Source organism: Paraburkholderia sp. D1E (assembly GCF_052682275.1).
In genome coordinates, this window is record NZ_JBQYMB010000001.1 from 3,141,068 (window position 1) to 3,167,933 (window position 26,866).

Here is a 26,866-nt window from a genome sequence, read left to right on the forward strand (position 1 = left end):
CCGATGACTCCGGTGGAAGGGGCTGCGTCGCCTTGCGGCCGACGTCAACCGAACAGTGCGGTCGTCAATTTCCGAGCGCAAATCGTTTGTTTTTATAGCTATCACTTTTATTTATCCCCACACTGGAGGCTGCGGCGGCATACAGCCGAGGCACCCTTCGAGTGGATTCGACGATGAAACTTCACCAATTGCGCTCATTGATCGCCGTCGCGGAGAACGGCAGCATCCACGAGGCGTCGCGTGCGCTGCACGTCACGCAGCCGGCCGTGAGCAAGGCGCTGTCCGATCTGGAGGCGGAACTCGGCGCGCCGATGTTCGTGCGCTCAGCCAAGGGCACGCAACTCACGCCGTACGGACAAAGCCTGATTCGCCACGCGCGCGCGATCGAACAGGAACTGCGCCATGCACACGAGGACATCTCCACGCTGCTCGGCATCGCGCGCGGCACCGTGACGGTGGGCGTCACGCCGGTGACGTCTGCCGGGCCGTTTGCTGAGGCGTTGCGGGAGTTTTCACGGGTTTATCCGCAGGTCACCATTAACGTGTTCGAATTGCGTCCGCCGCAGATCCAGGAAGGCCTCGCGGACGGCTCGATCGATTTCGGCCTGGTCTCGCGCATCGGTCAGCCGACCGACACGCGTTTCCACTGGGAGACGCTCTACACCATCGCCACGACGCTGGGCGTGCGCACCGGCCATCCGCTGCGCGGCACGCATTCTCTGCAGGGGCTCGCCCAGGCGGCATGGCTTAGCTGGGACGCGCTCGACGATTCAACGAGCCTGATCGGCACGCTGTTCGGCAGCCAGGACATCGCGCCGCCGAAAAACGTGCTGCGTTGCACGTCGACGTCGCTATACCTGGAGATGGCCAGCACCACCGACCGCATCAGCCTGTGGTCGGAACTGCCGTTCCATACGGCGCCGTACAAGGGACTGCTGCGCAAGATCGGTCTGACCGAACCGCTGCCGGACATGACGATCGGCTTGATCTGCCGGGATATCGATCTGACCACCACCGTCGCTGCAACGCTAATCGAGATGATTCGCACTGCCTGTACCGCGTTCTCGGGGGTGTACCAGCGCGCCGGTGCGACGCCGGGGCGGCGGGCGCAGGAGCCCAGGGTGCGTCCGTGAGCATGGCCTGGTGGCGGCTGCGGGAATTGAACGCCCCACGGTGAACATGCCGACGCCTCGGACCCAGGCGCCGTAGGCGCGACCGTGAGCCCAGCGTGGGCGCGCCTACGTGGATGGGCCTTTTCAGCGTGCCGTGCACAGCTCCCGGCAGGGCCGATCGGGCGTCGCATTGCAGGAAACACTTGCGGTGAAGTTTTTTGCCCGGTATTGTCGAGCCGTTCTGCAATGCAGCGCGGGAGAGATCGTCAGAGGATTGTGACGACGCCGACGGAGCAACCGCCCCGGAAACTCTCAGGCAAAAGGACCGCGCAGCTGGAACATCTGGAGAGCGGCGCCGTGCGCGCCCACCGAAGGGGATTCCCTGCATACCGCCTAAATTGCGCGCGTATGCTCACGGGAAGAAACTCTCAGGTACATGGACAGATGGGGCATCGACGCCGGTTTCGACACGAAATCGACACCGGTGATGCTCAACTACTCTGGATCATGTCATGTCACGAATCGCCATTATCGGCGCCGGCATTACCGGCGTCACGACTGCTCACGCCCTGGCGCAGCGCGGCCACCACGTTACGGTGTTCGAACGTCATCGCTATGCGGCGATGGAGACCTCGTTCGCCAACGGCGGCCAGTTGTCGGCCAGCAATGCCGAAGTCTGGAACAGCGCGGCCACCGTGCTGAAAGGCTTGCGCTGGATGCTCACGCGCGACGCCCCGCTACTGCTCAATCCGATGCCCACGTGGCACAAGTATTCGTGGATGGGTGAATTTCTACGGCAGATTCCGCACTACCGTGCGAACACCGTCGAAACGGTGCGGCTCGCGATTGCTGCGCGTGAGCATCTGTTTTCGATTGCCGAGCGCGAAGGGATCGATTTCGATCTGGAGCGGCGCGGTATTTTGCACATCTATAAGACGCGCAAGGAATTCGATTCGGCGAGCAAGGTGAATGCGTTGCTGCGCGAAGGTGGACTGGACCGGAATCCGGTAACGGCGAGTGAGTTGCATGCGATCGAGCCGACGATAAAGGGCGAGTTTTACGGCGGCTTTTTTACACCTTCCGATTCCACCGGCGATATTCACAAGTTCACCCGCGGCCTGGCGGACGCCTGCGTGCGACACGGTGTGGAGTTTCACTACGATGCCGAGATCGCGGCGATCGAGCAGCCGGCTGAAGGACAGTTTTCCCTGACGGTTAATCTCGAGGGCGAGTCACAGCGCTTTGCCTTTGAGCGGATCGTCGTGTGCGCCGGCGTGAAGAGCCGCGATTTTGCGGCGATGCTTGGCGATCATGTGAATATCTATCCGGTTAAGGGTTATTCGATCACCGTTTGTCTCGATGATGAAGTGAGTCAACAGAACGCGCCATGGGTCAGTTTGCTTGACGACAGTGCGAAGATCGTCACCAGCCGGCTTGGCGTGGATCGGTTCCGGGTTGCGGGGACCGCGGAGATCAATGGGTTCAATCGGGATATCCGGTCGGATCGCATTGCGCCTTTGGTCGACTGGACTCGACAGTATTTTCCTGAGGTGTCGACTTCGAAGGTGATTCCATGGGCTGGATTGAGGCCTATGCTGCCGAGTATGTTGCCGAAGGTGGGGCGCGGGAAACGGCGCGGCGTTTTTTATAACACCGGGCATGGGCATCTGGGGTGGACGTTGTCGGCGGCTACTGCGCAGGTTGTGGCGGGGGCTGTTCAATAAGGGTTGGTTGCCTGCGGGGCGCTTTGGTCGTCTGGTTGCCTGCTGCGTTGGCCTTTCCTTGAATTCTTATTGGTTTATTAGCGTCGCCCCTGTGCGGGGCAGGCACCTACTTTTCTTTGCCTGCTGCAAAGAAAAGTAGGCAAAAGAAAGCAGCTCACACCGCTAGCTTATAAGCGGGTCCCCCGCGCAGTCGCGGTAGTGGTCCATCTGGAATCTGTGTCTTCGCACACTCGGCGCTGGTGACAAAGGAGTCGTCAGCTCCCACTCCGCACTGCGTGCGTCGCGGACGGGTCCGCCTCGGAAACCATGGGGCTTCGGTTGCGCGTTTAGGGGGCCGTCAGCTTCGACTCGGTGAGGTGCTCGATGAAGCCTGATCGCAAAACATTGTTTAGAACTATCTGCAGCGCTTTCGCGATGGTCCAGGCAGGGCTGCCCTGCCTGGATGCTTATCCGGAGTGAAGCGCCGCCAGGGCAAAACCCGCTGCATCTGCTAGTGTTCTCTAATCGGTGTCCCTCTCGATGGAATCTTCATGACCAGATCCCGCCACACCACGCGCAGAAACGCAGGCACGCGCCTCTCCGATAAACAGATCGCCGTAGAAGCTGCACGGCGCCTGGCCTGGGATGCCGCCGTGCCCCCCAATACCCTGCAAGTCAAAGTCTCACACGGGCGCATCACCCTGCTCGGCATCCTTCCACATGAACAGCAACGAATTGCTGCACTCGAAGACGTCTCCCGTTTGTTCGGTGTCACCGGTGTTTCCGATCACTCCACGATCAAGGCAAATTAGCATCAACCCGCCTGCAATAGCCTCCTGCAATGCCTCGCAATCTGCTTTTCTTCCTCAGTGTGAATCGCCCTCACCTTGCTCGCCGGATCACCTTCCGCTAGCCCCAAAAACGCAAGCCCCTCGCACACGCGTCTGCGAATCTCCTCACTGTGTTCGCCAATGCCACCCGTGAACACCAGCAAATCGATCCCGCCCAGTAAAGCCGCGTAAGCACCAATCGTTTTGCGCACAGCAGTAGCAAACGCCTCCAGCGCCAGCGATGCATTCGCATCGCCTGCCGCGGCGCGCTTCTCCAGCGCCTGCATATCGCTCTCGCCATCGGCGTAACCGGCCAGGCCGCTCTGGCGATTCAACAGCGTCTCCAGCGCGTTGGCATCGAGCTTCTCCACGCGCATCAGATACAGCAGCACGCCCGGGTCAAGGTCGCCGCTGCGCGTGCCCATCGGCACGCCGCCGGTCGGCGTTAATCCCATCGATGTATCAACGGATTTGCCGTCCTGCAACGCACATAAACTCGAACCGTTACCCAGGTGAGCGAATACCGCACGCGGCGGCAATTCGGCGCCGAGCCGCTTCACCAGCGATTCATACGACAGCCCATGAAAGCCATAACGAATCACTCCCGCATCCACATAGCGGCGCGGCAACGCAAGCTGCGCCGCGCGCGGCGGTAGCGTCGCGTGAAAGGCGGTATCGAAGCAGGCGAATTGCTGCGCATCGCTGAAAATCTTCGTTGCCTCGTCGATCAGCGCCAGCGCCGGGGGAATATGCAAAGGCGCGAAGTGCACGGCGTCCTGCAAACGCTGCCGGACTTCAGGCGTCAATCGCAGATGCGTTCGCAAATGCGGGCCGCCATGCACCACGCGATGCCCCACCGCCGTAGGCCGCTCGTGCTTCTGTTGCGCCAGTACGCGCGAGAGCTTCTGCAACGCGTCGGTCTGCGACTGCATCACATGCTCCTGTTGCACCAGCACGCGGCCGTCGGGCGACTTGATGCGCAGGCTGCCGTCGTCCCGTCCAATACCTTCGGCGCTGCCCTCCAGCAGCAATGCTTCGTCACCGCCGGAGTGCGTAAACAGCCCGAATTTCAGCGACGACGACCCGCTGTTCAGCACCAGAATCGTCGGGGGCTGCGTCGGGTCGCCGGTCTTCTCATGAGTCTCCATGGCACGCTCCGCCTAACCCTTCCACGTCCAGTTGCGGATCTCTTCCTTATCGATGCCTTCGGCATGCGCATAAGCAAGATGCTCGATGATCTGCCCGCGCAGCCACTCTTTCACGTGATCGCCAACGCCGCGCAGCGCCGGCACGCGATCGATCACATCGATAGCCAGCGAGAAACGGTCGACCTGGTTGATGATCGCCAGTTCGAGCGGCGTGTTGATGTTGCCTTTCTCGTGGTAGCCGTGCACATGCAGATTGTCGTGATTGGTACGGTTGTACGTCAGCTTGTGCACCAGCGACGCGTACGAGTGGAAGTTGAAGATCACCGGCTTGCCGGTGGTGAACAGCGAATCGAAATCGCGGCTGGACAGGCCGTGCGGATGCGCATGCTCAGGCATCAGGCGGAACAGATCGACCACGTTGACGAAGCGGATTTTCAACTCAGGAAAGCGCTCCTTCAGAATCTGCACGGCGGCGAGCGCTTCCATTGTCGCGATGTCGCCCGCGCACGCCATCACCACGTCCGGTTCGACGCCCTGATCCGTCGACGCCCAATCCCAGATGCCAATGCCCTTGGTGCAATGCGTGACGGCCGATTCCATGTCGAGATACTGCAGATGCGGCTGCTTGTCGGCGACGATCACATTGACGTAGTCGCGCGAACGCAAGCAATGATCGGCGACGCTCAACAGACAATTCGCATCTGGAGGCAGGTAAATACGCACCACGTCGGGGCTCTTGTTGGTGACAACATCGAGAAAGCCCGGGTCCTGGTGCGTGAAGCCGTTGTGATCCTGGCGCCACACCAGCGACGTGATCAGCAGGTTGATCGACGGCACCGGTTGCCGCCAGCCGAGATCGCGCTTTGCTTTCTCCAGCCACTTGGCGTGCTGGTTGAACATCGAATCGATCACGTGGACGAACGCTTCATAGGTAGCGAAAAGTCCATGACGCCCGGTCAGCACGTACCCTTCGAACCAGCCTTCAAGCGTGTGTTCGCTCAGCATCTCCATCACGCGGCCGTCCACGGCGAGTTCGCCGCCGTCGGCGTCGCTTGCCATGGTTTCGGCCAGCCAGGTTTTCTCCGAGGCCTCGTAGATGGCCGTCAGCTTGTTGCTGGCGGTTTCGTCGGGGCCGAATACGCGGAAGTTCGTCATGTTCTTGCGCATCACGTCGCGCAGAAACGTGCCGAGCACCTCAGTGGGCGACGTGTAGGAGCCGCCGGGGTTTTTTACGGCCACCGCGTAGTCGCGAAACGCCGGCATGTCGAGCGTTTTACACAGCATGCCGCCATTCGCATGCGGATTGGCGCTGATGCGCCGCGTGCCGACGGGCGCCAGTTCGCGCAGCTCTTCGACCAGACGCCCTGCTTCATCGAATAGCGACTCCGGTTCATAACTGCGCAGCCAGCTCTCGACGAGCTTCAGACTCCTGCTATTGGTGACCGGATCGAGCACCGGGACCTGGTGCGCGCGCCACGAGCCTTCCACTTGATGGCCGTCGACTTCTTTCGGGCCGGTCCAGCCTTTCGGCGAACGCAGCACGATCATCGGCCAGCGCGGCCGCGTTGCGTCATTGGCCTCGCGTGCATGCTGCTGGATCGCGCGGATTTCGCCGATACATTGTTCAAGCGTCGCGGCCATCTGCTGGTGCATGGTGTCAGGATCGTCGCCTTCGACGAAATACGGCTTGTGGCCGTAGCCGGTCAGCAAGGCGTCGAGTTCCTCGCGGGGAATGCGCGCGAGGATCGTCGGGTTGGCGATCTTGTAGCCGTTCAGATGCAGAACCGGCAGCACCGCGCCATCGCGAATCGGGTTGAGGAATTTGTTCGAGTGCCATGACGTGGCGAGCGGGCCAGTTTCCGCCTCGCCGTCGCCGATCATTACCGCGACGATCAGATCGGGATTGTCGAACGCTGCGCCGTAGCCGTGCGACAGGCTATAGCCGAGTTCGCCGCCTTCGTGAATCGAGCCGGGCGTTTCAGGCGTGCAATGCGAACCGATGCCGCCGGGAAACGAGAACTGCCGGAAAAAGCGCCGCATGCCGGCTTCGTCTTCGCTGCGGTCGGGATAGATTTCCGAGTAGTGGCCTTCGAGGTAGCAGTGGGCCAGCGTAGCAGGCGCGCCATGGCCCGGGCCGGCGATATAGATCACGTCCAGATCGAGCTTTTTGATCAGCCGGTTCAGATGCACCAGCAGGAAACTTTGCCCTGGGTCCGAGCCCCAATGGCCCAGCAGGCGGTTCTTGATGTGTTCGGGTTTGAGCGCTTCGCGCAGCAGCGGATTGTCGCGCAGATAGATCATGCCGGCCGAAAGGTAGTTGCAGGCGCGCCAGTAGCGGTCCATTTTGCGCAACGTTTCGGGTTCTAGGGTTTTCGGCGGGGTCGGACGGGTGGTTGCTTCGGCCATGGCGTCACTCCTTGGAAAGGACTGTCAGGCAGGTTAGCGGGTGCTGCAGCGATTGTTCGTGACGTGGCTGGCGGAGAAGCCAGCCATGCCGGCCGTTATGTCATGCGCATGACATAACGCAACATGACGCAAGCATTCCGGCAAAGCTCCGTTGCTCAGGGCTTTCGGGAATCGGGCCGGGAATCGTCAGGGGTCTGACAGGAAGCATACGTCATGGTTCGACGGATCGTTCGAACCTTGATCTTGCGACGTACGTGCGTCGCTTTCGTGCACGCGTGGGAAGCGTGGATCGTGCATGGACAATGGAGTGGCCGATCCGATTGCCGGCCCGAACGTTGGCTAGCGCCCGTTCGTCTGTTCATTCGCTGGTGTTCAGTTGAAAGCGTTACTCCTGCTCTTTCTCCTCGCGCTGTGGCGGACGGTAGCGCCATTTGCTGGCATTGGGGTCGTTGCGCGCATCATCCTGTTCACGCTGCTCGGCGCGCGCTTCATCGGCGCGGCCAAGTTCAGCGCGGCGGTCACGCACGGCGCCTGGCGAATCGGCTGGGCGCAACGGCGATGGTGAGCGTTTTTGGGTAGGTACAGGTGACATAGGGCCTCCTTTTTTCGGGGATGTAGGACGAATCAACGTTTCTTGCCTGTCCAGCGGCGATCCGGGCGGTGTATGAGACGAAGCTGACGCAGGTACATCGAAGCGCCGAACATCAGCGCTATACCGGCCAGGGTGCCCCAGATTGCGGATGTCATGATTTTTCCTTTAGCCCGCCGGCCGCACAGCGTTTTATCGCCTGCGACGCGAAGGTGGGCAACCGATTGCGCGCATGGCTGACGTTGAATAGACCCGTTCTTGCCGTGCGCCAAGCAAGGATCATGCTCTCATTTGGTCGATAAGTCTGTACGCTGTTGGACAGTCGGCTCGCCGGAGGCTGCCGGTCTTGCGCTAGACTTTAAGCGAGCATTAAGTGAATGCGGCTAAGCTCGCCATGCTAAATGCGCGACGGCGGACCGCATCTGGCGCGTCCTGTCCCGCTCGCCCATCATCTGAACAGCCACCATGTCGACACCCAGCCGCCTCAAAGCGCCCCTGATTCTTGTTCTCTCGCTCGTGCTGTTGTGCGCGGGCGTCGCCGTTCTGGTGGGCGTGTTCGGATTGCTGGTAACGGTGCTCGGCAAGCTGTAGCCACCACTGGGTGGGCGTCAGCGGCGCAAAATGTGTATCCTGAACGATCTTCCCGTGCCGCCTGGCGGCCAGGACTATTGCAAGGAGATTGCATTGACGGACCACGCTGAACCTTCCCCGCCCGCCAAACCGGAGATCGATCCGGCCTTGATCGAACTGGCGCATGAAGTTTTCGATCTCGCACGGCGCGGCGATGCCGCCATGCTCGCCACAGTAATCGAAAAAGGCGTGCCGCCGAATTTGCGCAACGATAAGGGCGACAGTCTTGTCATGCTGGCGAGCTATCACGGTCATGTCGATGCGGTACGCGCGCTGCTCGAGCACGGGGCTGATCCGGATCTGCGTAACGACAACGGACAGACACCCATTGCGGGCGCTGCTTTCAAGGGGTTCAACGCTGTCATTGAAATCTTGCTCGCGCACGGCGCGGATGTCGAAGGCGCGTCGCCCGATGGCCGCACCGCGTTGATGATCGCGGCGATGTTCAACCGCACGGAGATCGTCGACCTACTGATCGGGCACGGTGCGAATCCGCAAGCGCGAGACGCGAGTGGATTCACCCCGCTGGATGCCGCCAACAAGATGGGGGCGACAGATACGCCCGCGCAACTAAAGAAAGCGGGTTCCTGAGCGCTAAACGTAGCTGTGTAGCGCGCTAGCGTCGCTACACAGCCACTCAGCTTCATCAATTCCGTTGCGAAGCCTGCGTTCTTTGCACTGACACGCACGCGCAACGCCGCCAGAAAGGCAGAAAGCCTAAGCCCCTCCCGCAGTGCCTCCACTCAGCAAACCATCCAGATCGATCCCGGCCAGCTCCCCAATCCTCTCAACCGTCACGTCCGCTGGCGGATTGCTTGCAATCTCCCTGGGATCAAAAGCGTAATGCCCCTGGCGAGGAAAAACCGTCGTCAGCCGTTCACCCCAACTCTTCTTCATGGCTGTCAAAATCCGCAATTTGTCATCCACCATCACGTAGTGCCGGGCCGGATAACATTCCATCACCTGATCGAGCATCTGCTCCTTATGGATGTAAATCAAAACCCGCCCTTCGACCTCGTCCCATAAGCCCGAGCGGGCAATCTTCCTTGGCTGGAACACCACATCTCCGTCGGACAGAATCACCGCAGGCCCTCGCTGCGACACATGCCGGATCGCATCCAATGCGCCCGGATAAAGCCGGTTCGCAAACGGATAATCAATCAGAAACGACGACATCAACAACAAGCCCGTGTCCCGCGGATGCTCCTGCCGATACCGCTGCAACGCGCCCAGATAATCGGCATAACCCAGCTCCGCGCGCAGGTCTTCAAAGATTTCCCAGTACCGTGTGCTGTTCTGCTCGCCGAACTGCCGCATCATGTGCGCGCGCAAATCCGCGAGCACATGATCGTTGTCCAGCAACGTGTTATCGCAATCGAACAGAAACACGACGTCGTGAGGCGTGGCGTTGGTGGCTTCCATCGCGGCTCCCGTGAATTAACGCTTCTGTCCATCGGCCGGCGCGGCCGCTTTCTCGACATGACCGCCGAAGTCGTGCCGCATGGCCGACAACACCCGGTTCGCAAAATCCGCATCGCCCCGCGAGCTGAACCGCGCGAACAGCGCCGCACTCAGCACCGGCGTCGGCACGCCTTCGTCGATCGCTGCCGCCACCGTCCAGCGCCCTTCGCCCGAATCCGATACGCGTCCGGCGTAGCTTTGCAGATCGGCGTCACTGACGAGCGATCCTGCGATCAGGTCCAGCAACCACGAACCGATCACGCTGCCGCGCCGCCATACCTCGGTGACCTCGGCGAGATTCAATTCATACTGGTAAAGCTCGGGACGGCGCAGCGGCGACGTTTCGGCATCGGCTTCGCGCGCGTGTTTGCCGGCGTCGGCGTGGCGCAGAATGTTCAGGCCTTCGGCATACGCGGCCATCATTCCGTATTCGATGCCGTTGTGGACCATCTTCACAAAGTGCCCCGCACCCTGCGGTCCGCAATGCAGGAAGCCTTGATCGGCCGTGCTGGCGCTGGCTGTGCGGCCCGGCGTGGCAGGCACCGAGCCCGTTCCCGGCGCTAGCGTCGAAAAAATCGGTTCGAGCCGCTTCACGACTTCCGCTTCGCCACCGATCATCAGACAGTAGCCACGCTCGCGTCCCGCGACGCCGCCGCTCGTGCCGACGTCAACATAGTGAAGCTGACGTTTGGCCAGATCGGCGCCGCGGCGAATGTCGTCGTGGTAGTAGGAGTTGCCACCGTCGATCACGATGTCGCCAGGCTCCAGCAAGGGCACCAGGTTCTCAAGCGTTTTGTCGACGACCGCCGCGGGCACCATCAGCCACACCGCGCGCGGTTTCTGCAACTGCGCGACCAGGTCCTCGAGCGAGGCTGCGCCTGCTACACCGTCCTGTTTCAGCTTGTCCACCGCTGCTGGTTGCACGTCGTAAGCGATACATTGCTGACCGCCCTTCGTCAGGCGTCGCACCATGTCCGCGCCCATGCGTCCCAATCCAATCATGCCTAGCTGCATATCTCGCTCCGGAAAGTGTCTCGTTGCGCTGCCCGATCTGATTCGACCTACTGCGGCCATGCCGCGCGCTTGACTTGCGGCGAGTGGCTTTCCTAACCGTAGTTGCCAGTTGCTGGCGTTGCGTTGCCGTGATCCGATGGACACACGGTAGCAGCCCTGAATCGCCCGTGCAGTGAATCGGGCATTCCCGCCTGCATCAAACGACGATACGCTTCTTTGCAGAGGTTTTGCGCAGCCTGAAGTTCCCGACGTGCATCGGAGTGAGCCGTAGTCAAGACGCCGGCTTCGATTTGGCTAACTACCTTCTTACACTTCGGGCAGGCGATCGGGTGGATGTTTTCGCGGCCGCCGCCTTTGGGCCGGGGGATGGGTGCGGGCGGCGCGAAGCGCGTGCAGCACAGGAATTGCAAACGGAATTGAAAACCCTAGCGCCGCCGTGCCTGAAACTTCCCGTATTGCGTGCGCGCAATACGCTGCACCGCGCGCCACATCTGCGGATAGCGATAACCCGGCACGGCGAACAGCACCAGTGCACAAAGTGCCAGCAAACCGCAGAACAGGAATGTGCCGCGAAAGCTGAATGCCTGCACCAGCAAACCCGATAACACGCCGGAGAGAATCGAGCCGACCCGCGCCGCATTGAAGAACAGCGCGGTCGCGCGGCCGGGCGATTGCGGCATCAGATCCTGCACGTAAGTCATGCCGAGGCACGAGGTCACCGCCACCACGAACGCGTTGAGCATCTGCATCGGAATCAGCACGTGGACAGACCCCGCGAGCGACATCGCGACGAAATACACGGCGTGGACCGCCGCGCAGGCCGCCAGCCAGCTAGGCTTGTGCAGCGTCGACGACTTCGCGCCGAGCGCGAGCATCATCGGAATCTCCATCAGGGCGCCGAGTCCGAGCATGACCGACACGTCGAGATGCGTGCCGTTCAGGCCGTGCACGATGTAAAGCGGGAGCACGATCATGGTGGCGTTTGCGGCCAGACCGAGCAGGGTGAGCGCGGCCACGGCACGGCGGATATCGTTCGGCGAGGCGACGCCCGGCAGGTCCTCATGCGCCTCGTCGCCGGGCGCGGTCAGCGGCGGCACGGTAATGGAGGCCGACGGCTCCGAGGCCGTGTCTTCCACGGTGTGATCGCCCAGATGGCCTTGCGGCTCCCGCATGCGCCAGACGATGGTCGCACAGGCCGCGAAACTGGCCGCCGCGAACAGGAAGAGCCCATAGAAACCGGCGCCGGCAAGCACCAGTGCGCCCACCGATGGACCGAACACCCACGCGGCCGAGAGGATCGTTCGCAACGTGGCGCTGGCGAACGCGCGCTCCGCGGGATCGGGCACCGGCAGCGCCGCACGGCTGAACGAGAACACCATCGAAATGGCCGAGCCGCCCGCGCCGATAAAGACAATGCCCACCACCAGCAACAGCCGGTAATCACGCACCACGCATAGACAGAGATAGCCGAGCGCGGCGGCCACCAGCGCCGCCAGCAATAGCGGCCGGTGCCGTCCGCTCGCATCGCTCCACCGGCCGGCGAAGGTGCTGGCGAGCACCCCGCTGGCGGCGATCAGCGTCATGAATATGCCGAGTTTGAGCGGCGTCATGCCGGCGCGCTCGACGCCGAACAGCGACAGATACGGAGCGGTGAACGACATCGCCACGCCGAGCATAAGGGTGGCGGCAGCCAGAGGCTTGAAGCCGGGGATGCGTAGCTGGTCGAAAAAGCGGGAGGTTTTCAACACGGGGGGGGCGGTGGGTCAGGGAGAGCGAGCCCGCGACGCGACGCGCACCGCGGACTTCGTGGCCGGAACAACCGGGGCATTATCGGCCTGACTTGCGGGCACGTAAACCCGTAGTCCCGCATCCCAAATCTATGTTGCGTGCCGTTGCAGACGAACTGACGGCATAGACGACGCTACTTGCCGTCCGTTGCGCGCATTTGCTGCGCTTGCGCTTTGTAATCGTAGGTCGGATAGAACTCGGTGCGATAACCGCCCCACGCTGTCGTCTCGATGGCCCGGTTGACTTCACGCAGACGGCTGGCCGGTACACGCAGCGTGACCACCTGGCCGATACCCATCATCACGTACCACGACACCACCTCGATGCCGGGCGGCGGAAAGGTCTTGAAGAATCCTTGCGCGCGCAACTGGTCGTTGATTTTCGGCAGCGGCTTCGATTCGTCGTGGCGCAGGAAGATGGTGAGCAGGAAGGTGTCGTCGGGCGCGGTAGCCGACGCTGCGACCGGCATGGCCGCTTGCGTGCCTGCCGCGACCGGTGCACCAGGCGCGGGCGCGGCAGCGGGATCGGCGCTATGTGCAAGCGGCGCGACGCAGAACGACGAGACGAGTGCCGCGCAAAGCAGGCTGCGACGGAGCATGGCGGCAGACCGGACGGACGTGCTTATGGCGATTGCAATTGGCATCGAATGCCTCCATGACGGCGGGGAAGACCCGGCGGCGTGCTTCAGGGGACTTGCTTTGGCGGACCTGCACGCGCGGCCTGAGGTTGAGCAATATCCGCTCCCGCAAGACGACCCTCGCCCGCCGGCTGCACGACCACATATCCGCGTTTTTCGAGCGTCCAGCGGTGCCACTGGTTGCCGTAGGCACCGCAGGCCACGCCGAACAGCACGGACAGCACCAGGCCGATCGTGCCGATCGTTTCACCCCACAAGCCCGAGAAAAACAGCAGTGTATTGACCGCCAGCATGATGAAAGTGGCAAACCACATTCTCTTCGACATTGCCCAGACGAAGCCCAACAGCAACGCGCCCCAGCTGAAACCGGTGGCGACCGCGACCGTTTCGTCCTTGCCGGGGTACTGAAGATAGATCCTTTCTGCCATTTCCTTCCTTAACACGATGACGCCGCTAGAACGAATCATGACGTTTAACATGTCACGCTTGCAAGAACATGCGTTTGTGTGAAATTTACGCGACGACACAACCATTGGCAGCGCCAATGCGATGCGATGCGCTGAATTTTAGTTGCCTTGCTAACCATCTTGCGTTTCAATAGCACCCATGTTCGATCATTGCCTTTACTTCAATTCATCCGCACTGGCGCGACTTGCCGAGCGCGAATGGGGTGCCGTGTACGCCGAATTCGGGCTCACGCCGCCGCAGGGGTTCGTGCTGCGCGTCGTGCTGGCCACGCCCGGTTGCCTGAGCAGCCAGGTGGCGGACCTGCTGGGCATTGCCCGCCCCACGGCAACGCGGCTGATCGATAACCTGAGCGACAAAGGACTCGTGGAGCGCCGCCAGGGCGAAACCGACGGCCGCGAATGGCGGGTGTATGCCACGCGGGCGGGCAAAGCGCTTGAGCGGCCCATCAACGAAGCTAGTGCGCAAATTGCGAGGAATCTGCGTGCCAGGATTGGGCCCGAGTTGTTCGAGGCGGCCGTTACGTCAATGCACGGCGTGCGGAAAGCGCTCGACTGAGGCGCTTTTTTTTAAGCAAATAGTTGTCTTGCTAACCATATAGGGAGAGTATCGAATGGACCATCTGGCGAGTCAGCGTAACGCGACAACCCGCAACGGCATGGGAAGTTTTTCAGGCGGCACGCGGATCTCGGCAAACCGGATTTTCGGCGCCGCGATCGGGTTGTCGCTTTGTATCTTGCTGGGCATCGCGATTGCTTGCGCGCCGGCTGCCGTGCGCAGCAATAACGAGCGCTGCCTGCAAGCCCTGGCGGATGAGCAGCACGTGAGTGTCGAAGATTTTTTCCAGAACCCAGCTGAGCAGGGTGTTTTAGCGCTTGCGGCTGAGCAGTGCACACGATGACTGGCCTGCGTTGCGCTTCGGACGCGGACGGTGGGGCCCATGGATCGATGCAAGCCCGCGCACGGCACGGGAAAGCACCCCTGCCCCCGTCACTGACGATCCCGGCCATAGCTGATACTCTTTTGCTAAATCCACACGCAGCAGAGCCCTGCGCAACAGGAAACCGCTGTCTGCGTAGGTAAAAGCACCGGAGCACCCATGGCAACCCCAAAACCCTATTCCTCCCACGCCCCTTCCCGAGCCGAGATCGACGCCCTGCCGGGCGCCATGGTCATAGAATTCGGCACGGACTGGTGCGGCTACTGCCAGGGGGCGCAAGCGTCGATTGCCAAAGCCTTCGAACCTCATGCCGGCATCAGGCATCTGAAAATCGAAGACGGCCCAGGCCGTCCGCTTGGCCGCTCCTTCAAGGTCAAACTCTGGCCCACTCTGATCTTCATGCGCGATGGCGCCGAAGTCGCCCGCATCGTACGCCCAGCCAACGCCGCGGACATCGTTGAGGCTTTCGCTTCGCTCTGACCGGCGCGGCGCGCAAACACCTGCAAGACTTCATCCGCAAACCGGATTAAAGGGAGCACACCTCATGGACACCCGTAGCGAGCTGCAAGCCACCGTCAATGCGATGGTCCAACCCGGCAAAGGTCTTCTCGCCGCCGACGAAAGCGGCCCGACCATCGCCAAACGCTTCAAGACGATCGGTCTCGAATCCAGCGAGGAAAACCGCCGCGCCTATCGCAACCTGCTGCTTACCACGCCGGGTCTTGGCGAATTCGTGAGCGGGGTGATCCTTTACGAAGAAACACTTGGGCAGAAAGCGGACGACGGTACGCCTTTTCCGCAACTTGCCGCCAGAAACGGCGTTGTGCCCGGCATCAAGGTGGACCTCGGCAAGATTCCGCTTGCGCTCGCCCCGGGAGACGAAATCACCGAAGGTCTCGACGGCCTCGCCAGGCGTTTCGCCGACTACAAGCGGCAAGGCGCGCGCTTCGCCAAATGGCGCGCGGTCTACAACATCACGGCGAGCTTGCCGAGCCGCCTCGCCATCGAAGCGAATGCCGACTCGCTGGCGCGCTATGCGGCGATCTCGCAGGAAGCGGGCATTGTGCCGATCGTCGAGCCGGAGGTGCTGATGGACGGCGATCACACCATCGGACGCTGCGCCGAAGTGACCGAGGCCGTGTTGCACGAAGTGTTTAGCGCGCTGCAGCGGCATCGCGTGGTGCTCGAACATATTCTGCTGAAGCCCAGCATGGTGCTGGCGGGCGCTGAACATGCGCAGCAGTCGTCTACTTCGGACATCGCGGCGCACACCGTGCGGGTGCTCAAACGCACGGTGCCGTCGGCGGTGCCGGGGATCGTGTTCCTGTCCGGCGGGCAAACGCCGGAAGAGGCAACGGCCAATCTCGATGCCATGAATCGCCTTGGGCCGCTGCCGTGGAATCTGAGCTTCTCGTATGGCCGCGCGTTGCAGGAACCGCCGCTACAAGCATGGAAGGGGCAGGCGAGCAATGTGAAAGGCGCACAGGATGCGCTGCTCAAACGTGCCCGTCTGAACAGCGCGGCGGCACTCGGCAAGTACGACGCAGCGCAGGAAAAAGGCTAGCCTCCACGACGGCGAGCGGTCCGCGTATGCCGGCGCTTTTTGATAAGCGCGATCCCTGTCGAACAGGCTTCAACCGAAGTCGTCGCGAGGGAAGATCACTCGCAACTCAACGATTCCTGGGGGTTGCGCGTGCAATCTTGTCGAGTAGCGCCTGCAGCGAAACCGGCTTGCCGATGTGACCGTCGTAGCCGGCGCGGATTGCACGCGTTGCATCCTGAGGCCGGCCGAAGCCCGTCAGCGCGAGCGCAGGCACGGAAGCGGTAGCCGGCAGCTTGCGCAGCGCCGCGATCAGTTCGTAGCCGTCCATGCCCGGCATGCCGATATCCGACAGGATCAGATCGAACGGTTGATGAGCTGCGATAGCAAGCGCGTCGGCGCCATTGGTCTGGGGCCACACTTGTGCGCCTTCGAGTTCGAGCAGGCTCTGGAACGCCTGCAAACTTTCGACCGCGTCGTCTATCAGCAAAATCCTCATGCCTTTGAGCAAGTCGGCGTCGCCTGGCGTGTCGTGGATTTCGTGCTGCGTCACCGTGCTGTCGGCCGGCAGCCAGACGCGAAAACGCGCGCCCTTCCCGACGCCCGCGGATTCCGCCTTCACATGGCCGCCATGCATTTCGGCGAGCTGTTTGACGAGCGCGAGCCCGATACCCAGCCCGCCGCTACGGCGCCGATGCGCCCCCTCGGCCTGACTGAACATGTCGAACACGTTCGGCAGAAAACCGGGCTCGATGCCGCGCCCCGTATCCTGCACCTCGACACAGGCATAGCTGTCTTCACGCGAGAGCGTCAGGCTCACCCGCCCGCCCTGCGGCGTGAACTTCACCGCGTTGCTAACGAGGTTCCACAGAATCTGCTCGAAGCGCACGGCATCGGCGTCGATAAAGAACGGCTCGGCCACGCCGTGCAAGGTCACGCTCACTTGATGCGCCAGCGCATCCGCCTCGATCGCGCTGCCCACCAGCGCCGTGATCGCCGCGATGTCCACGCGCGAGCGCTCCAGCGCCAGTTTGCCGGTGCGCACGCGCGACAGATCGAGCAGATCGTCGATGATCTTGGCGAGACTGACCACCGAACGGCGAATTGCGTCGGCTGCATCGCGCACCACCGGAAGACCTTGCGTGGATGGCGCGCGGTCCAGCATGTCCGCTTTCACGTGAATCAGGTTCAGCGGGTTCTTCAGTTCATGCGACAGCACCGCGAGGAATTCGTCCTTCAAACGGCTAGCCGCCTCCACCTTCTGGCGCACCGAGCGCTCAAGAGAAATCTTGCGCTGTTCGAGTGCCTCGGTGCCTTTGCGCTGTGTCAGATCGCGCACGATCTTGGCGAAACCACTGAACGTTTCCGACGACACCGGTGTGATCACGCCGCTGCAATAAAGCCGCGCGCCGCCTTTGCGGATGTACCAGCGCTCGTCTTCGACGCGGCCGTCGTTCAGCGCGCGCTGACGTTCTACCGATGGTTCGTTGGCCTCGCGCTCTTCCGGTAGATAGAGGTGGTCGAGCAACTGCCCTGTCATCTCGCTCTCGCTGTAGCCGAAGATCCGCTCCGCCCCCTTGTTCCACGTCACCACGCGGCCGTCCATATCCTGCACGATGATCGCGAAGTCGTTGGTGCTCTGCGCGGCGAGACGCAAACGCTCTTCACCCATGCGCACCAACTGCTCGGCACGCCGCAATGCCGTGATATCGACGATGGTCAGCACCGCGCCTTCGATATGATCGTCCGTCGTGCGGTACGGCGAGAGGCGCGTCAGAAAATAGCGGCCGTCAACGCCGCGAACCTCACGTTCGATCAGTTGCAGCGATTCGAAGACGGTGGTTGTGTCCTCGGCCAACTGCGGGTAATCGAGCCGGTGCGTGATGTCGTGCAGCGGGCGGCCCACGTCGGAGGGAATCACGTTGAACAGATCGGTCGCAGCCGGCGTATAGCGCTTGATGTGCATCGCAGGATCGACGAACACCGTCGCGATCCCTGTCGAGGCGATCACGTTCTGCAAATCGTCTTTGGCCTTGCTGGTTTCCTCGATCTTGGCCTGCAACTCGGCGTTGACGGTAAACAATTCCTCGTTCAACGATTGCAGTTCTTCCTTACTGGTCTCCAGTTCTTCGGTGGCCGCGCGCAGTTCCTCGTTAATCGCCTGCAACTCTTCGTTCGATGCTTTGAGCTCCTCAGTCGAAGCCTCCGACTGTTCGACCGTCGAGCGTAACTCCTGCTTCGTGCGATGCAGTTCGTCCTCGAGGTGCCCCAGCAGCGAATCCTGTGCAGCCGGACTGGCCGCCTGAACGGTTGCGACAGGCACACCGGCCGCGCTTTCGTCGAACAGCACCAGCGCGAATTCCGGTGAATCCTCGGTGCGCCGGTACGGGCGTACGATGATCCGCACGTGCGCTTCGGACGTGAACTCGATCGGCGCGGTCGCGACTTCGCTATTGCTGCGCATGGCCTGGAACAGTGCGCCGCGCAGTTGCAGGCGCAATGCCGGATTTACCAGCATGATCAGGTTGTACGACGGCTCACCGCGCGCGAAACGCAGGAAGCGGCCGGCGTGCTCGGACATATGCAGGATGTTCGCATCCGTATCGACTACGACGCTCGGCGGCGCGTACAGCTCGAGAATCCGTTGATGCAAGGCCGCGAAAGGCAGGATCTGCGGCAGCGGCGGCGCGGGTTCGGCGCTGGTGGTGGCGCTCACCCCGCCGTGCTGGACGACCGGCATGCTGATCGGCGGCCGCACGGCGCTGGTAACCACGTTCGCGCGGTAAATGCGATTCTTTTTATCGACCGGCGTAAACAGTTCTCCCGCAGCCTCCGCGGATTCCGAACTGCCGAGCAGCAGATAGCCGCCGGGCTGCAACGCAAAGTGAAACATTTGCAGTACCTGGCTCTGCACGCTGCGATCGAGATAGATCAGCAGATTGCGGCACGATACCAGGTCGACACGCGAAAACGGTGGATCGCGCAGCACGTTGTGCACCGCGAACAATACCTTTTCGCGGATGACTTTGGAGACGCGAAAGTGCGCGCGCTCCGGCGTGAAGAACTGGCGCAGGCGCTGTGTGGGGACATCCGCGGTGATCGACTCGGGATAGAGGCCCGCACGGGCGAAAGCAATCGCGCGCTCGTCGATATCGGTCGCGAACAACTGGACCGGTATCCCTTCGTGCCGCTCCGGATGATCGGCAAGCAACATGGCCAGCGAGTAGGCTTCTTCCCCGGTCGCGCAACCGGCAACCCAGGCGCGCACCGGGTCGTCCGCGGATTTCTTCTGGAACAGCTTCGGCACGATCTCGCGCGCGACCACCTCGAACGTTTCGCTGTCGCGGAAGAAGTTGGTCACGCCGATCAGCATGTCCTTGAGGAGCGCCGGTGTTTCGTCTGGATGCGTGAGAACATAGTCCTGGTACGCCTGCAGATCGGGAATGCCGTTGACCTGCAGACGGCGTTCGATCCGCCGCAGGATCGTGGCGCGCTTGTAGTGACGGAAATCGTGGCCGGTGCGCGCGCGCAAGGTGGCGAGTACGCCGAGCAAAGCCCGTTCGGCGGCCGAGGCCGGATTGGCTTGCGCGGCAGTGAGCGTTTCGGGTTCGTCGTCAGCGGACGGCAAACGGATCGCGCGAGCGTTGTCAGCGAGCTCGCGAAGTTTGCGCGGCATCTCCGCAACCGACAGCGTGAGGTCGATCATGCCCGTCGCCATCGCGTTCTGCGGCATTTCCGGGTATTCGGCATCCGCCGGGTCCTGCGCGATCGTCACGCCGCCCTGCTCCTTGATGCGGCCAATGCCGGTCGCGCCGTCCGCCCCCGTGCCCGAGAGCACGATCGCAATAGCCCGTTCGCGGTGCGCGTCGGCGAGGCTACGAAAAAACAGGTCGATGGCGATCGGGCGGCCGCGCGGCCGGTCGGTTTCGACGGACGTCAGATGGCCGTCCTCGAGTGACAGATCGCTCGACGGCGAAATCACGTAGACATGGTTTTTTTCGACCTGCGTGGCATGCTGCACCTGGCGCACCGGCATGCCAGTGGCGTGCTGCAGCACCTGGTCGGCGCTGCTGACATGGTCGGGAGAGAGATGCAGCACGACGACGAAGGCCATGCCTATATCGGACGGTGTGTTCTCGAAGAAGCGCAGCAGTGCCTGCACGCCGCCCGCGGAGGCACCGATGCCGACCACCGGGAAGTCCAGCGAACTGATACCAGGCGCGCGCGTGGCCGCCGCGTTGGCGTTCGCGCTATCGGTGCCCGGTTGTGCGTCCGTTGGGCTGCCCGCTTGCGCAGTCGACTGCGTTTTCGTCGGAGACGCCCCTGCTTCACTGCCCGCCATACTCATTCCTTGTGCGCTGCGTCCTGGGCCGCCTCATCCTTTTACGGCGATGGGCCCCTGCTGATTCCGCTCGCATTGTCGCGTGTGTTGCGCCGCATTGCAAAGGTCGGCATGCCTTTAAGCGCGCGACTTTGACCGCGTGATCCGGGCGCAAAAAAGGTCTGGGGGATCGGACCGTTCCGGGCATCCGTCGCTGCTTCACTGGAACCGCGGGAACCATCGGCCCAATACACGCCTTATCAGGCTTTCAGCAAGGGATGTGCCGCGAGGCCTGAAACGCTTCCAACGCAGCCGAACGCGCCGGACAGCGCGAACCTTACGGTTCGCAAACCACCAGTGCGTGCAACTCGTCGATATTGAAGGGTTTGGCGAGTATGGCTACGCCGAGCCGGCGCGCCCGTTCGAGTTCGTCGGCGTAGCCGGTCATCAGCACGATCTTCTGCCCAGGCCAGGCGCTGCGCACCTTCTCCGCGAGGTCGATGCCGTTGAGCCTGCCCGGCATCTGGATGTCGGACAGCACGAGTTCGAACTTCGCGCCGCCGGCCAGCACGTCGAGCGCCTGATCGGCGGTGGGTTCGTGCCGGACTTCGCAGCCAAAGGTTTCCAGCACGGCGGTTACGCCTGCCGCCACGTCTTCGTTGTCTTCCACCAGAAGCACAACGCCCTTTGCTGCCGGTGCCGGTTGGTGCGTCGTTTCCACCTCGGGCACCGACGCCCGCTGCCGCTCGCGATAGCGCGGCAAATAAAGTCTGACCGTCGTGCCGCTGCCCGGCACGCTGTCGATTCTGGCCGTGCCGCCCGCCTGTTCGCACATGGCGAGGACCTGGGCGAGACCGAGGCCGGTGCCCGAGCCGCGCAGCTTGGTGGTGAACAGCGGCTCGAACGCGCGACGGGCGACCGTTTCGGGCATGCCTTCGCCGTCGTCGGAGCAGGCGATCAGCACGTATTCGCCGTCGGGCAGCAAGGTGTCGCTGCCCACCAGACGGTTGTTCTGGCAACGGATCACGAAGCGGCCGCCGCGCGGCATCGCGTCACGCGCGTTGACCGCCAGATTCATGATCGCGAATTCAAGGTCGATTGGATCGGCCAGCACCTGCCAGACGTTGTCCACCATGTTCAAGGCCATTTCGACGTTGTCGCCGAGCGCCGCATCGATCAGCGGTGCGGAGCTCGGCAACCAGCTAGCCAGGTTGACCGGTTCCTGCTTGAGCGGCTGCTTTTTCGCCACGCTCAGAAGCTGACGCGTCAGCGATTCCGCCGTGGCGGTGGCACGCTCGACGGCCTGCACTTCCTTTTCAAGGTTGTTATAGCGCTTCAAACGTGCGAGTTCGGTGTTGGCCGACACCACCATCAGCAGATTGTTGAAGTCGTGTGCGACGTTGGCGACGAGATTGCCGAGCGCGCCCATGCGCTGTAATTGCCGGCTCGACGCCTCCGCGGAAAGACGCATGGCCACTTCGCCCTGCCAGCGTTCCCACGCGCGGCGTTCGCCGGCGAGCTGGCGCAATGAGAAGAACACCAGCAGCCAGATCGCCACGCAGGGCACGGCGGTGATCGCCACGATCATCATGAAGTGCTGACGCCAGGCCGCGCCGATCGCGGCGGTCTCGTACGCGCTCATCACATAGAGCGGATAGTCGCCGACGCGGCGAAACGCCAGCAACCGTTCGACGCCGTCGACCGTGGAAATCAGACGGATGTGACCAAATAGCTGTTTGTCGCGCAACGCCGCGGTGAACGCGCTCTCCTGGGTGGGTTTGGCGCCCGCGGGCCACGCCGGATAACGCACCAGCAGACTGCCATCCTGGCGGTAGAGCCCCAACGACACCGACGTATTGCCATTCGTCAGCTCACGATAGAAGCGCGAAAAGTACTCGGTGCGCAGCGCCACGGACACCACACCGAGAAATTGTCCGTTTTCGCCTGAGCGGCCGGTTGCGGTGTTGAACACATTGGTCTGCGACAGCGGCCCGAACATGGGCAAAGAAAAATACGGCTGCGGCCGCATCGCTTTGGCCGCGGTGAAGTCTTCACGTTGACCGGTCGACATGGGCGGCGCCGGATAAGCGCGGCTCGACACCAGCAAATCGCCGTTCACGCCAAGCACGTAAATCGACGCGACTTGCGGGAAGTCGCCGCCGATTTGCCGCAAACGGTCGTGCAATCCGCTTTCCTGCGCACGAATCTGTGCGTCGTCGTCGTTGCCGAGCAGATCGACGATGCGCGAGGCCACCTGCTGATTGAGGTCCTGTACCTTGACGGCTTGTTCCTCGATCACGCGCGCGAGCCGGTCGATCATGTCGTTCGAATCGGCAATCCGGCGCTGGTAATCGAAATAGCCATAACCCGTGAGGCAGGCCAGGGGAAACACAATCGAGACAGCGAGCACGATCAGAAGCACCCGCCGCGTTGCCGCGAAATTACGCGACGGCATGGGGAAATCGACTACGGCACGCTCCGCACGTTGCACTGTCACGATCTCCATGAAAGATAAATACGGTTCGGTGTGGCGGTGCACAATGTGCCCGCGTTGTTCGAGCGCTATTTCCTTTCCCGGAATTTACCGCACTTCCGCCGTTCTCCATAGGGCGGCGAGCGGTGAAAACATTTTCACTTCTTCGGCGATGCAGCCACCGGGCCGCTTTCAACTGGCGGCGCTTCCTTCTCGATCTCGTCGCGGGCCTGCTCCCAGTACTCGTCAGGCGTGCCCTTTGGATCGGTCGCCTGCTCCCACAGGTAATAGGCGCGCGTGCGAATCTGTTCTTCTCGAGACATGTATTCCTGTTCCATTTGTTTACCCTCGGTTGGATCTGACGAAGACCGATGCCGGCCGTGCTGCGGACCCGTCGAGGACGGGGGCGCAGCTATCCGGAATCGAGCAAGCGCTATACCTGGCAGCTAGCGCTCGCGCCGGCCCCCTAAGCTCGTCACGTTCCCGCAGGGCGCTCGCTTTCGTCCGTGGTAAGTTGTTCTTCCAGCCGATCGAACACGCGTTGTGTCGCGCGGCTCGGCGCGTCAAGTGCGAAGAGCAGCAATGAACGGCCGGTTACCTGATACGCGTCGCCGGCGCTGAATTGAGGCAATTCGGCACGCACCGGCATGTTCGTATCCAGCAGACAAGTCCACTGATCGCCCTCGGGAATGTCCGGGAGCGTGAAGTTGACCACGTCGTGATGTGCATTCAGCACCAGCAGCAAAGTCGCATCGGACGCGGGGCGTCGAATGCCGCTCGCCTGAGCGCGTCCGTCGATCACGAGCCCGAAGCAGCGCATCGACGGATCGTCCCACTGTTCCTGCGAAAGATCGGTACCGTCGGGCGAAAGCCAGCGCGCGTCGGTTACGTCGAGCGCCTCGTTGTATTCGCCCGTGAGAAAACGTCCGCGACGCAGTACCGGCAGACGATGGCGCAGCGTGGTCAGATTCTTGACGAATTCGATCAGCGCGCGCCCGTCGTCGTCGATGCGCTCCCAATCGACCCAGCTGATCTCGTTGTCCTGGCAATACGCATTGTTATTCCCCTTCTGTGTACGGCCGAATTCGTCGCCCGCGAGAATCATCGGCGTGCCTTGCGAGAGCAGCAAGGTAGCCAGCAGATTGCGTTTCTGGCGTTCGCGTTGCTGACGGATGTCCGGATCGTCAGTGGGGCCTTCGACGCCCATGTTCCATGATTTGTTGTCCGAATGACCGTCGTTGTTGTCTTCGCCGTTGGCCTCGTTGTGCTTCTCGTTGTACGAGACCAGATCGTTGAGCGTGAAGCCGTCGTGCGCCGCGATGAAGTTGACGCTCGCCCATGGACGCCGCCCGCGATGATTGAACTTGTCGCCCGAACCGGTGATACGGGTCCCGAGATCGGCCACCTTGCCTTCGTCGCCCTTCCAGTATTCGCGCACGGTATCGCGGAAGCGGTCATTCCACTCCGCCCAGCCGGGCGGAAAGCCGCCCACCTGATAGCCGCCGGGGCCGCAGTCCCAAGGCTCGGCAACCAGCCGCACGCTCGAGAGCACCGGGTCTTGCCGGCAGCTGTCGAGAAACCCGCCGCCTTCGTCGAACCCGTGTGTTTCACGGCCGAGAATCGTGGCGAGATCGAAGCGGAAACCGTCGACCTTCATCTCCGTTACCCAGTAGCGCAGGCTGTCGGTGACCATCTGCAGGACGCGCGGATGAGACAGATTAAGCGTGTTGCCTGTGCCCGTATCGTTGATGTAATAGCGTGGCTCGTCCGGCATCAGCCGGTAATAGGACGCGTTGTCGATGCCTTTGAAGGAAATCGTCGGACCACGCTCGTTGCCTTCGGCTGTGTGGTTGTAGACCACGTCGAGAATGACTTCGAGATTGGCACTATGAAAACGGTCCACCATTTCCTTGAATTCGCCGACCGGGTCAGTCGACGACGCGAAGAAGCGCGGATCGGCCGCGAAAAAACCGATCGTGTTGTAGCCCCAGTAGTTGGTGAGACCGTTGTCGAGCAGATAGCTGTCGTTGACGAAGGTCTGAATCGGCATCAATTCAACCGACGTGACGCCGAGGCCCTTAATGTAATCGAGCACGACCTGCTGGCCGAGCCCCGCGAAGGTGCCACGCAAATGCGCCGGTACTTCGGGATGACGTTTGGTAAAACCGCGCACATGAGTTTCGTAGAAGATCACGCGATCCCATGGCAGCGCATTGCGTTCCGGATGACTCCACGAAAAGTTCGCGTCGACTACCTTGCACTTCGGCACGAAAGGCGCGCTGTCGCGCTCATCGAATGAGAGGTCACCTTCTTCAGAATCGAGCGTATAGCCGAAGATTTCCGGCGCCCATTTGAGCTCACCGATATGGGCTTTGGCGTAGGGATCGAGCAGGAGCTTGTTCGGATTGAAACGATGCCCTTTTTCCGGTTCATAGGGACCATGGACCCGAAAGCCGTACACCGCACCCGGCTTGAGATTCGGCACGAACACGTGCCAGACCTCGTCGGTGTACTCCGGCAGCTCGATGCGTTCGATTTCCGTCTCGCCGGTTTCATCGAACAGACAGAGTTCGACCTTGGTCGCGTGTGCTGAGAACAGCGCGAAGTTGACGCCGCTTCCGTTCCACGTCGCGCCTAGCGGGAAAGGCGTGCCTTCCGCGATACGCGTCGAGTAGCTGGCCTGGGATGACATAGGAGTTCCTGTGGAAGCTGAGGGCATTGGCACACGTGTTTGAAATGGTCAAGCTTGCCTGCTCAGCAAATTCTGGACCCGTGTGTTGCGCGCGTGGCGCAAAGCACCTCTCATACCACCCATTACGTCGTTTTTACGGCGGCCCGATGGCATGCAACGCGGCGGCCGACTCGAGCACCCGCAAGAGGCGCTCCGGAGTCAAGGGTTTCGCACAATGCGCGTCGAACCCAGCGGCCTTGGCGCGCGCACGGTCCTCACGCGAAGCAAAAGCCGTACAGGCCACCAGCAGCATGTCTGAAGTCAACGGGTCGGCCCGCAGGCGGCGAGCCAGTTCAAGGCCATCCAGGCCGGGCATCTTGATGTCGAGCACAACGGCGAACGGCTGCCACTCACGGGCCAGGGCGCAAACGGCGAATGGATCTTCCAGCGCGCGGCACTCGAAGCCGTCGGCGTTCAGAAGCATCTGCAAGGCTTCGGCCGCTTCCAGATAGTCGTCGACCACGAGCACGCGACGGTGCGACACCATCGCATACCGGATAGCCCGCCAGACTACGACGTCATCGTTCTCGTCCATTCTGTCGTTGAACGTCACCCTATTCTCCCTGGCTTCTTGCCGGCGCCGTTTTTGGGCACCCGGGAGCATACGCGCAAGATTCGCTCCCATCGTGCAGCGAGCGTTCATCGCTCGCCAGGCGTTCGCTCCGGTTTTCGCTACGTTGCGTCCCGATGCGCCGCCCCACACGCGTTACCTCACCACCATAGCTCAGCGGATGAACTACCGCTTCCTGATTTATGCCGTCTTGACGCTTCGCGATAGATAGTCGCAAGAACGGGATGTTGCGTTGAAGGATGGATGAAACGCACTTCCGCCGTGCATACCGCCCTTGCTGCGTGCATTGCGCATAACTTTGTGCTCCCCCGACATCATCAGCCCGTTACATACGAACGAATATAGTCGCGGCGAGTTGGGGAAAACACGCAAACGTGCATCGGAAGCAAACGCGAGATTTGTCAAAAAATGCGGTATTACGTTGAAAAGTGCTGCTTGCGGGTTATCCCGCAGGTCATATTCGCCGGACGCACGAGACCGCTGCATCCCTCTGATGGAACGCCGCGG

Annotated in this window: 23 protein-coding genes and 1 riboswitch; of the genes, 10 read left to right on the plus strand and 13 right to left on the minus strand. The window is 61.8% G+C overall.

Annotated features, from left to right (window positions below; genetic code table 11):
• Positions 1 to 173: 173 nt before the first annotated feature.
• From ACUN0E_RS14165 to ACUN0E_RS14175, 3 genes are all read left to right on the plus strand, one after another.
• Positions 174 to 1,133, plus strand: coding sequence for a LysR family transcriptional regulator (locus ACUN0E_RS14165; protein ID WP_408224782.1), 960 nt, complete (start codon positions 174 to 176; stop codon positions 1,131 to 1,133).
• Positions 1,134 to 1,356: 223 nt separating this feature from the next.
• Positions 1,357 to 1,450, plus strand: a riboswitch (glycine riboswitch).
• Positions 1,451 to 1,624: 174 nt separating this feature from the next.
• The gene (locus tag ACUN0E_RS14170; RefSeq protein WP_408224779.1) at positions 1,625 to 2,836 is read left to right on the plus strand and encodes a D-amino acid dehydrogenase; all 1,212 of its coding nucleotides are present in this window, start codon (positions 1,625 to 1,627) and stop codon (positions 2,834 to 2,836) included.
• A gap of 530 nt (positions 2,837 to 3,366) precedes the next feature.
• Entirely contained in the window at positions 3,367 to 3,627 is a 261-nt protein-coding gene (locus tag ACUN0E_RS14175) for a BON domain-containing protein (RefSeq protein WP_408224776.1), read from the plus strand.
• A gap of 2 nt (positions 3,628 to 3,629) precedes the next feature.
• On the opposite strand, the gene ACUN0E_RS14180 is transcribed toward ACUN0E_RS14175, so the two are convergent.
• Together ACUN0E_RS14180 and ACUN0E_RS14185 are read right to left on the minus strand one after the other, a co-directional pair.
• On the minus strand, positions 3,630 to 4,793 hold the full coding sequence (locus ACUN0E_RS14180) for an acetate/propionate family kinase (protein ID WP_445566991.1): 1,164 nt from the start codon (positions 4,791 to 4,793) through the stop codon (positions 3,630 to 3,632).
• A gap of 12 nt (positions 4,794 to 4,805) precedes the next feature.
• A complete protein-coding gene (locus ACUN0E_RS14185; RefSeq protein WP_445566992.1) occupies positions 4,806 to 7,199 on the minus strand; it encodes a phosphoketolase family protein in 2,394 nt (797 codons plus the stop codon).
• Positions 7,200 to 7,575: 376 nt separating this feature from the next.
• Here ACUN0E_RS14185 and ACUN0E_RS14190 point away from each other — a divergent pair, with 376 nt between their 5' ends.
• Positions 7,576 to 7,764, plus strand: a complete 189-nt coding sequence (locus ACUN0E_RS14190; RefSeq protein ID WP_445566993.1) for a hypothetical protein — start codon at positions 7,576 to 7,578, stop codon at positions 7,762 to 7,764.
• 59 nt (positions 7,765 to 7,823) lie between these two features.
• Here the strand turns inward: ACUN0E_RS14190 and ACUN0E_RS14195 are convergent, their stop codons facing one another.
• Positions 7,824 to 7,946, minus strand: coding sequence for a hypothetical protein (locus ACUN0E_RS14195; protein WP_408224767.1), 123 nt, complete (start codon positions 7,944 to 7,946; stop codon positions 7,824 to 7,826).
• Positions 7,947 to 8,253: 307 nt separating this feature from the next.
• Between ACUN0E_RS14195 and ACUN0E_RS14200 the strand changes: the two genes are divergently transcribed.
• Together ACUN0E_RS14200 and ACUN0E_RS14205 are read left to right on the plus strand one after the other, a co-directional pair.
• Positions 8,254 to 8,379: a hypothetical protein gene (locus ACUN0E_RS14200; protein ID WP_325047661.1), complete on the plus strand. Its 126-nt coding sequence runs from the start codon at positions 8,254 to 8,256 to the stop codon at positions 8,377 to 8,379.
• Positions 8,380 to 8,472: 93 nt separating this feature from the next.
• Positions 8,473 to 9,009: an ankyrin repeat domain-containing protein gene (locus tag ACUN0E_RS14205; RefSeq protein ID WP_445570438.1), complete on the plus strand. Its 537-nt coding sequence runs from the start codon at positions 8,473 to 8,475 to the stop codon at positions 9,007 to 9,009.
• Between the two features lie 126 nt (positions 9,010 to 9,135).
• Here ACUN0E_RS14205 and ACUN0E_RS14210 read toward each other — a convergent pair whose 3' ends face one another.
• The 5 genes from ACUN0E_RS14210 to ACUN0E_RS14230 all read right to left on the minus strand — a co-directional run bounded on the left by ACUN0E_RS14210 (position 9,136) and on the right by ACUN0E_RS14230 (position 13,797).
• A complete protein-coding gene (locus ACUN0E_RS14210) occupies positions 9,136 to 9,840 on the minus strand; it encodes an HAD family hydrolase (protein WP_445566994.1) in 705 nt (234 codons plus the stop codon).
• A gap of 15 nt (positions 9,841 to 9,855) precedes the next feature.
• Positions 9,856 to 10,893 carry a phosphogluconate dehydrogenase (NAD(+)-dependent, decarboxylating) gene (gnd, locus tag ACUN0E_RS14215; RefSeq protein WP_445566995.1) on the minus strand — a complete coding sequence of 346 codons (1,038 nt, stop codon included), beginning with the start codon at positions 10,891 to 10,893 and terminating at the stop codon, positions 9,856 to 9,858.
• Positions 10,894 to 11,318: 425 nt separating this feature from the next.
• Positions 11,319 to 12,641, minus strand: a complete 1,323-nt coding sequence (locus tag ACUN0E_RS14220; RefSeq protein ID WP_445566996.1) for a sugar efflux transporter — start codon at positions 12,639 to 12,641, stop codon at positions 11,319 to 11,321.
• A gap of 173 nt (positions 12,642 to 12,814) precedes the next feature.
• Positions 12,815 to 13,279: a hypothetical protein gene (locus tag ACUN0E_RS14225; RefSeq protein WP_408225267.1), complete on the minus strand. Its 465-nt coding sequence runs from the start codon at positions 13,277 to 13,279 to the stop codon at positions 12,815 to 12,817.
• An 86-nt stretch (positions 13,280 to 13,365) separates the two neighbouring features.
• Positions 13,366 to 13,797: a DUF2628 domain-containing protein gene (locus ACUN0E_RS14230; RefSeq protein ID WP_445566997.1), complete on the minus strand. Its 432-nt coding sequence runs from the start codon at positions 13,795 to 13,797 to the stop codon at positions 13,366 to 13,368.
• A gap of 127 nt (positions 13,798 to 13,924) precedes the next feature.
• Between ACUN0E_RS14230 and ACUN0E_RS14235 the strand changes: the two genes are divergently transcribed.
• The 4 genes from ACUN0E_RS14235 to ACUN0E_RS14250 all read left to right on the plus strand — a co-directional run bounded on the left by ACUN0E_RS14235 (position 13,925) and on the right by ACUN0E_RS14250 (position 16,287).
• The gene (locus tag ACUN0E_RS14235) at positions 13,925 to 14,341 is read left to right on the plus strand and encodes a MarR family winged helix-turn-helix transcriptional regulator (RefSeq protein WP_445566998.1); all 417 of its coding nucleotides are present in this window, start codon (positions 13,925 to 13,927) and stop codon (positions 14,339 to 14,341) included.
• Positions 14,342 to 14,396: 55 nt separating this feature from the next.
• On the plus strand, positions 14,397 to 14,684 hold the full coding sequence (locus ACUN0E_RS14240; protein WP_445566999.1) for a hypothetical protein: 288 nt from the start codon (positions 14,397 to 14,399) through the stop codon (positions 14,682 to 14,684).
• 198 nt (positions 14,685 to 14,882) lie between these two features.
• A complete protein-coding gene (locus ACUN0E_RS14245) occupies positions 14,883 to 15,203 on the plus strand; it encodes a thioredoxin family protein (RefSeq protein ID WP_408224746.1) in 321 nt (106 codons plus the stop codon).
• A gap of 64 nt (positions 15,204 to 15,267) precedes the next feature.
• Positions 15,268 to 16,287 carry a class I fructose-bisphosphate aldolase gene (locus ACUN0E_RS14250; protein WP_445567000.1) on the plus strand — a complete coding sequence of 340 codons (1,020 nt, stop codon included), beginning with the start codon at positions 15,268 to 15,270 and terminating at the stop codon, positions 16,285 to 16,287.
• A 106-nt stretch (positions 16,288 to 16,393) separates the two neighbouring features.
• Here the strand turns inward: ACUN0E_RS14250 and ACUN0E_RS14255 are convergent, their stop codons facing one another.
• From ACUN0E_RS14255 to ACUN0E_RS14275, 5 genes are all read right to left on the minus strand, one after another.
• Complete coding sequence (locus ACUN0E_RS14255; protein ID WP_445567001.1) at positions 16,394 to 20,605, minus strand: CheR family methyltransferase; 4,212 nt, start codon at positions 20,603 to 20,605, stop codon at positions 16,394 to 16,396.
• Between the two features lie 316 nt (positions 20,606 to 20,921).
• On the minus strand, positions 20,922 to 23,075 hold the full coding sequence (locus ACUN0E_RS14260; protein ID WP_445570439.1) for an ATP-binding protein: 2,154 nt from the start codon (positions 23,073 to 23,075) through the stop codon (positions 20,922 to 20,924).
• Between the two features lie 140 nt (positions 23,076 to 23,215).
• The gene (locus tag ACUN0E_RS14265; RefSeq protein ID WP_445567002.1) at positions 23,216 to 23,395 is read right to left on the minus strand and encodes a DUF2934 domain-containing protein; all 180 of its coding nucleotides are present in this window, start codon (positions 23,393 to 23,395) and stop codon (positions 23,216 to 23,218) included.
• A 137-nt stretch (positions 23,396 to 23,532) separates the two neighbouring features.
• Positions 23,533 to 25,749: a glycogen debranching protein GlgX gene (gene glgX / locus ACUN0E_RS14270; protein WP_408392381.1), complete on the minus strand. Its 2,217-nt coding sequence runs from the start codon at positions 25,747 to 25,749 to the stop codon at positions 23,533 to 23,535.
• Positions 25,750 to 25,882: 133 nt separating this feature from the next.
• Entirely contained in the window at positions 25,883 to 26,323 is a 441-nt protein-coding gene (locus ACUN0E_RS14275) for a response regulator (protein ID WP_445570440.1), read from the minus strand.
• Positions 26,324 to 26,866: the final 543 nt, after the last annotated feature.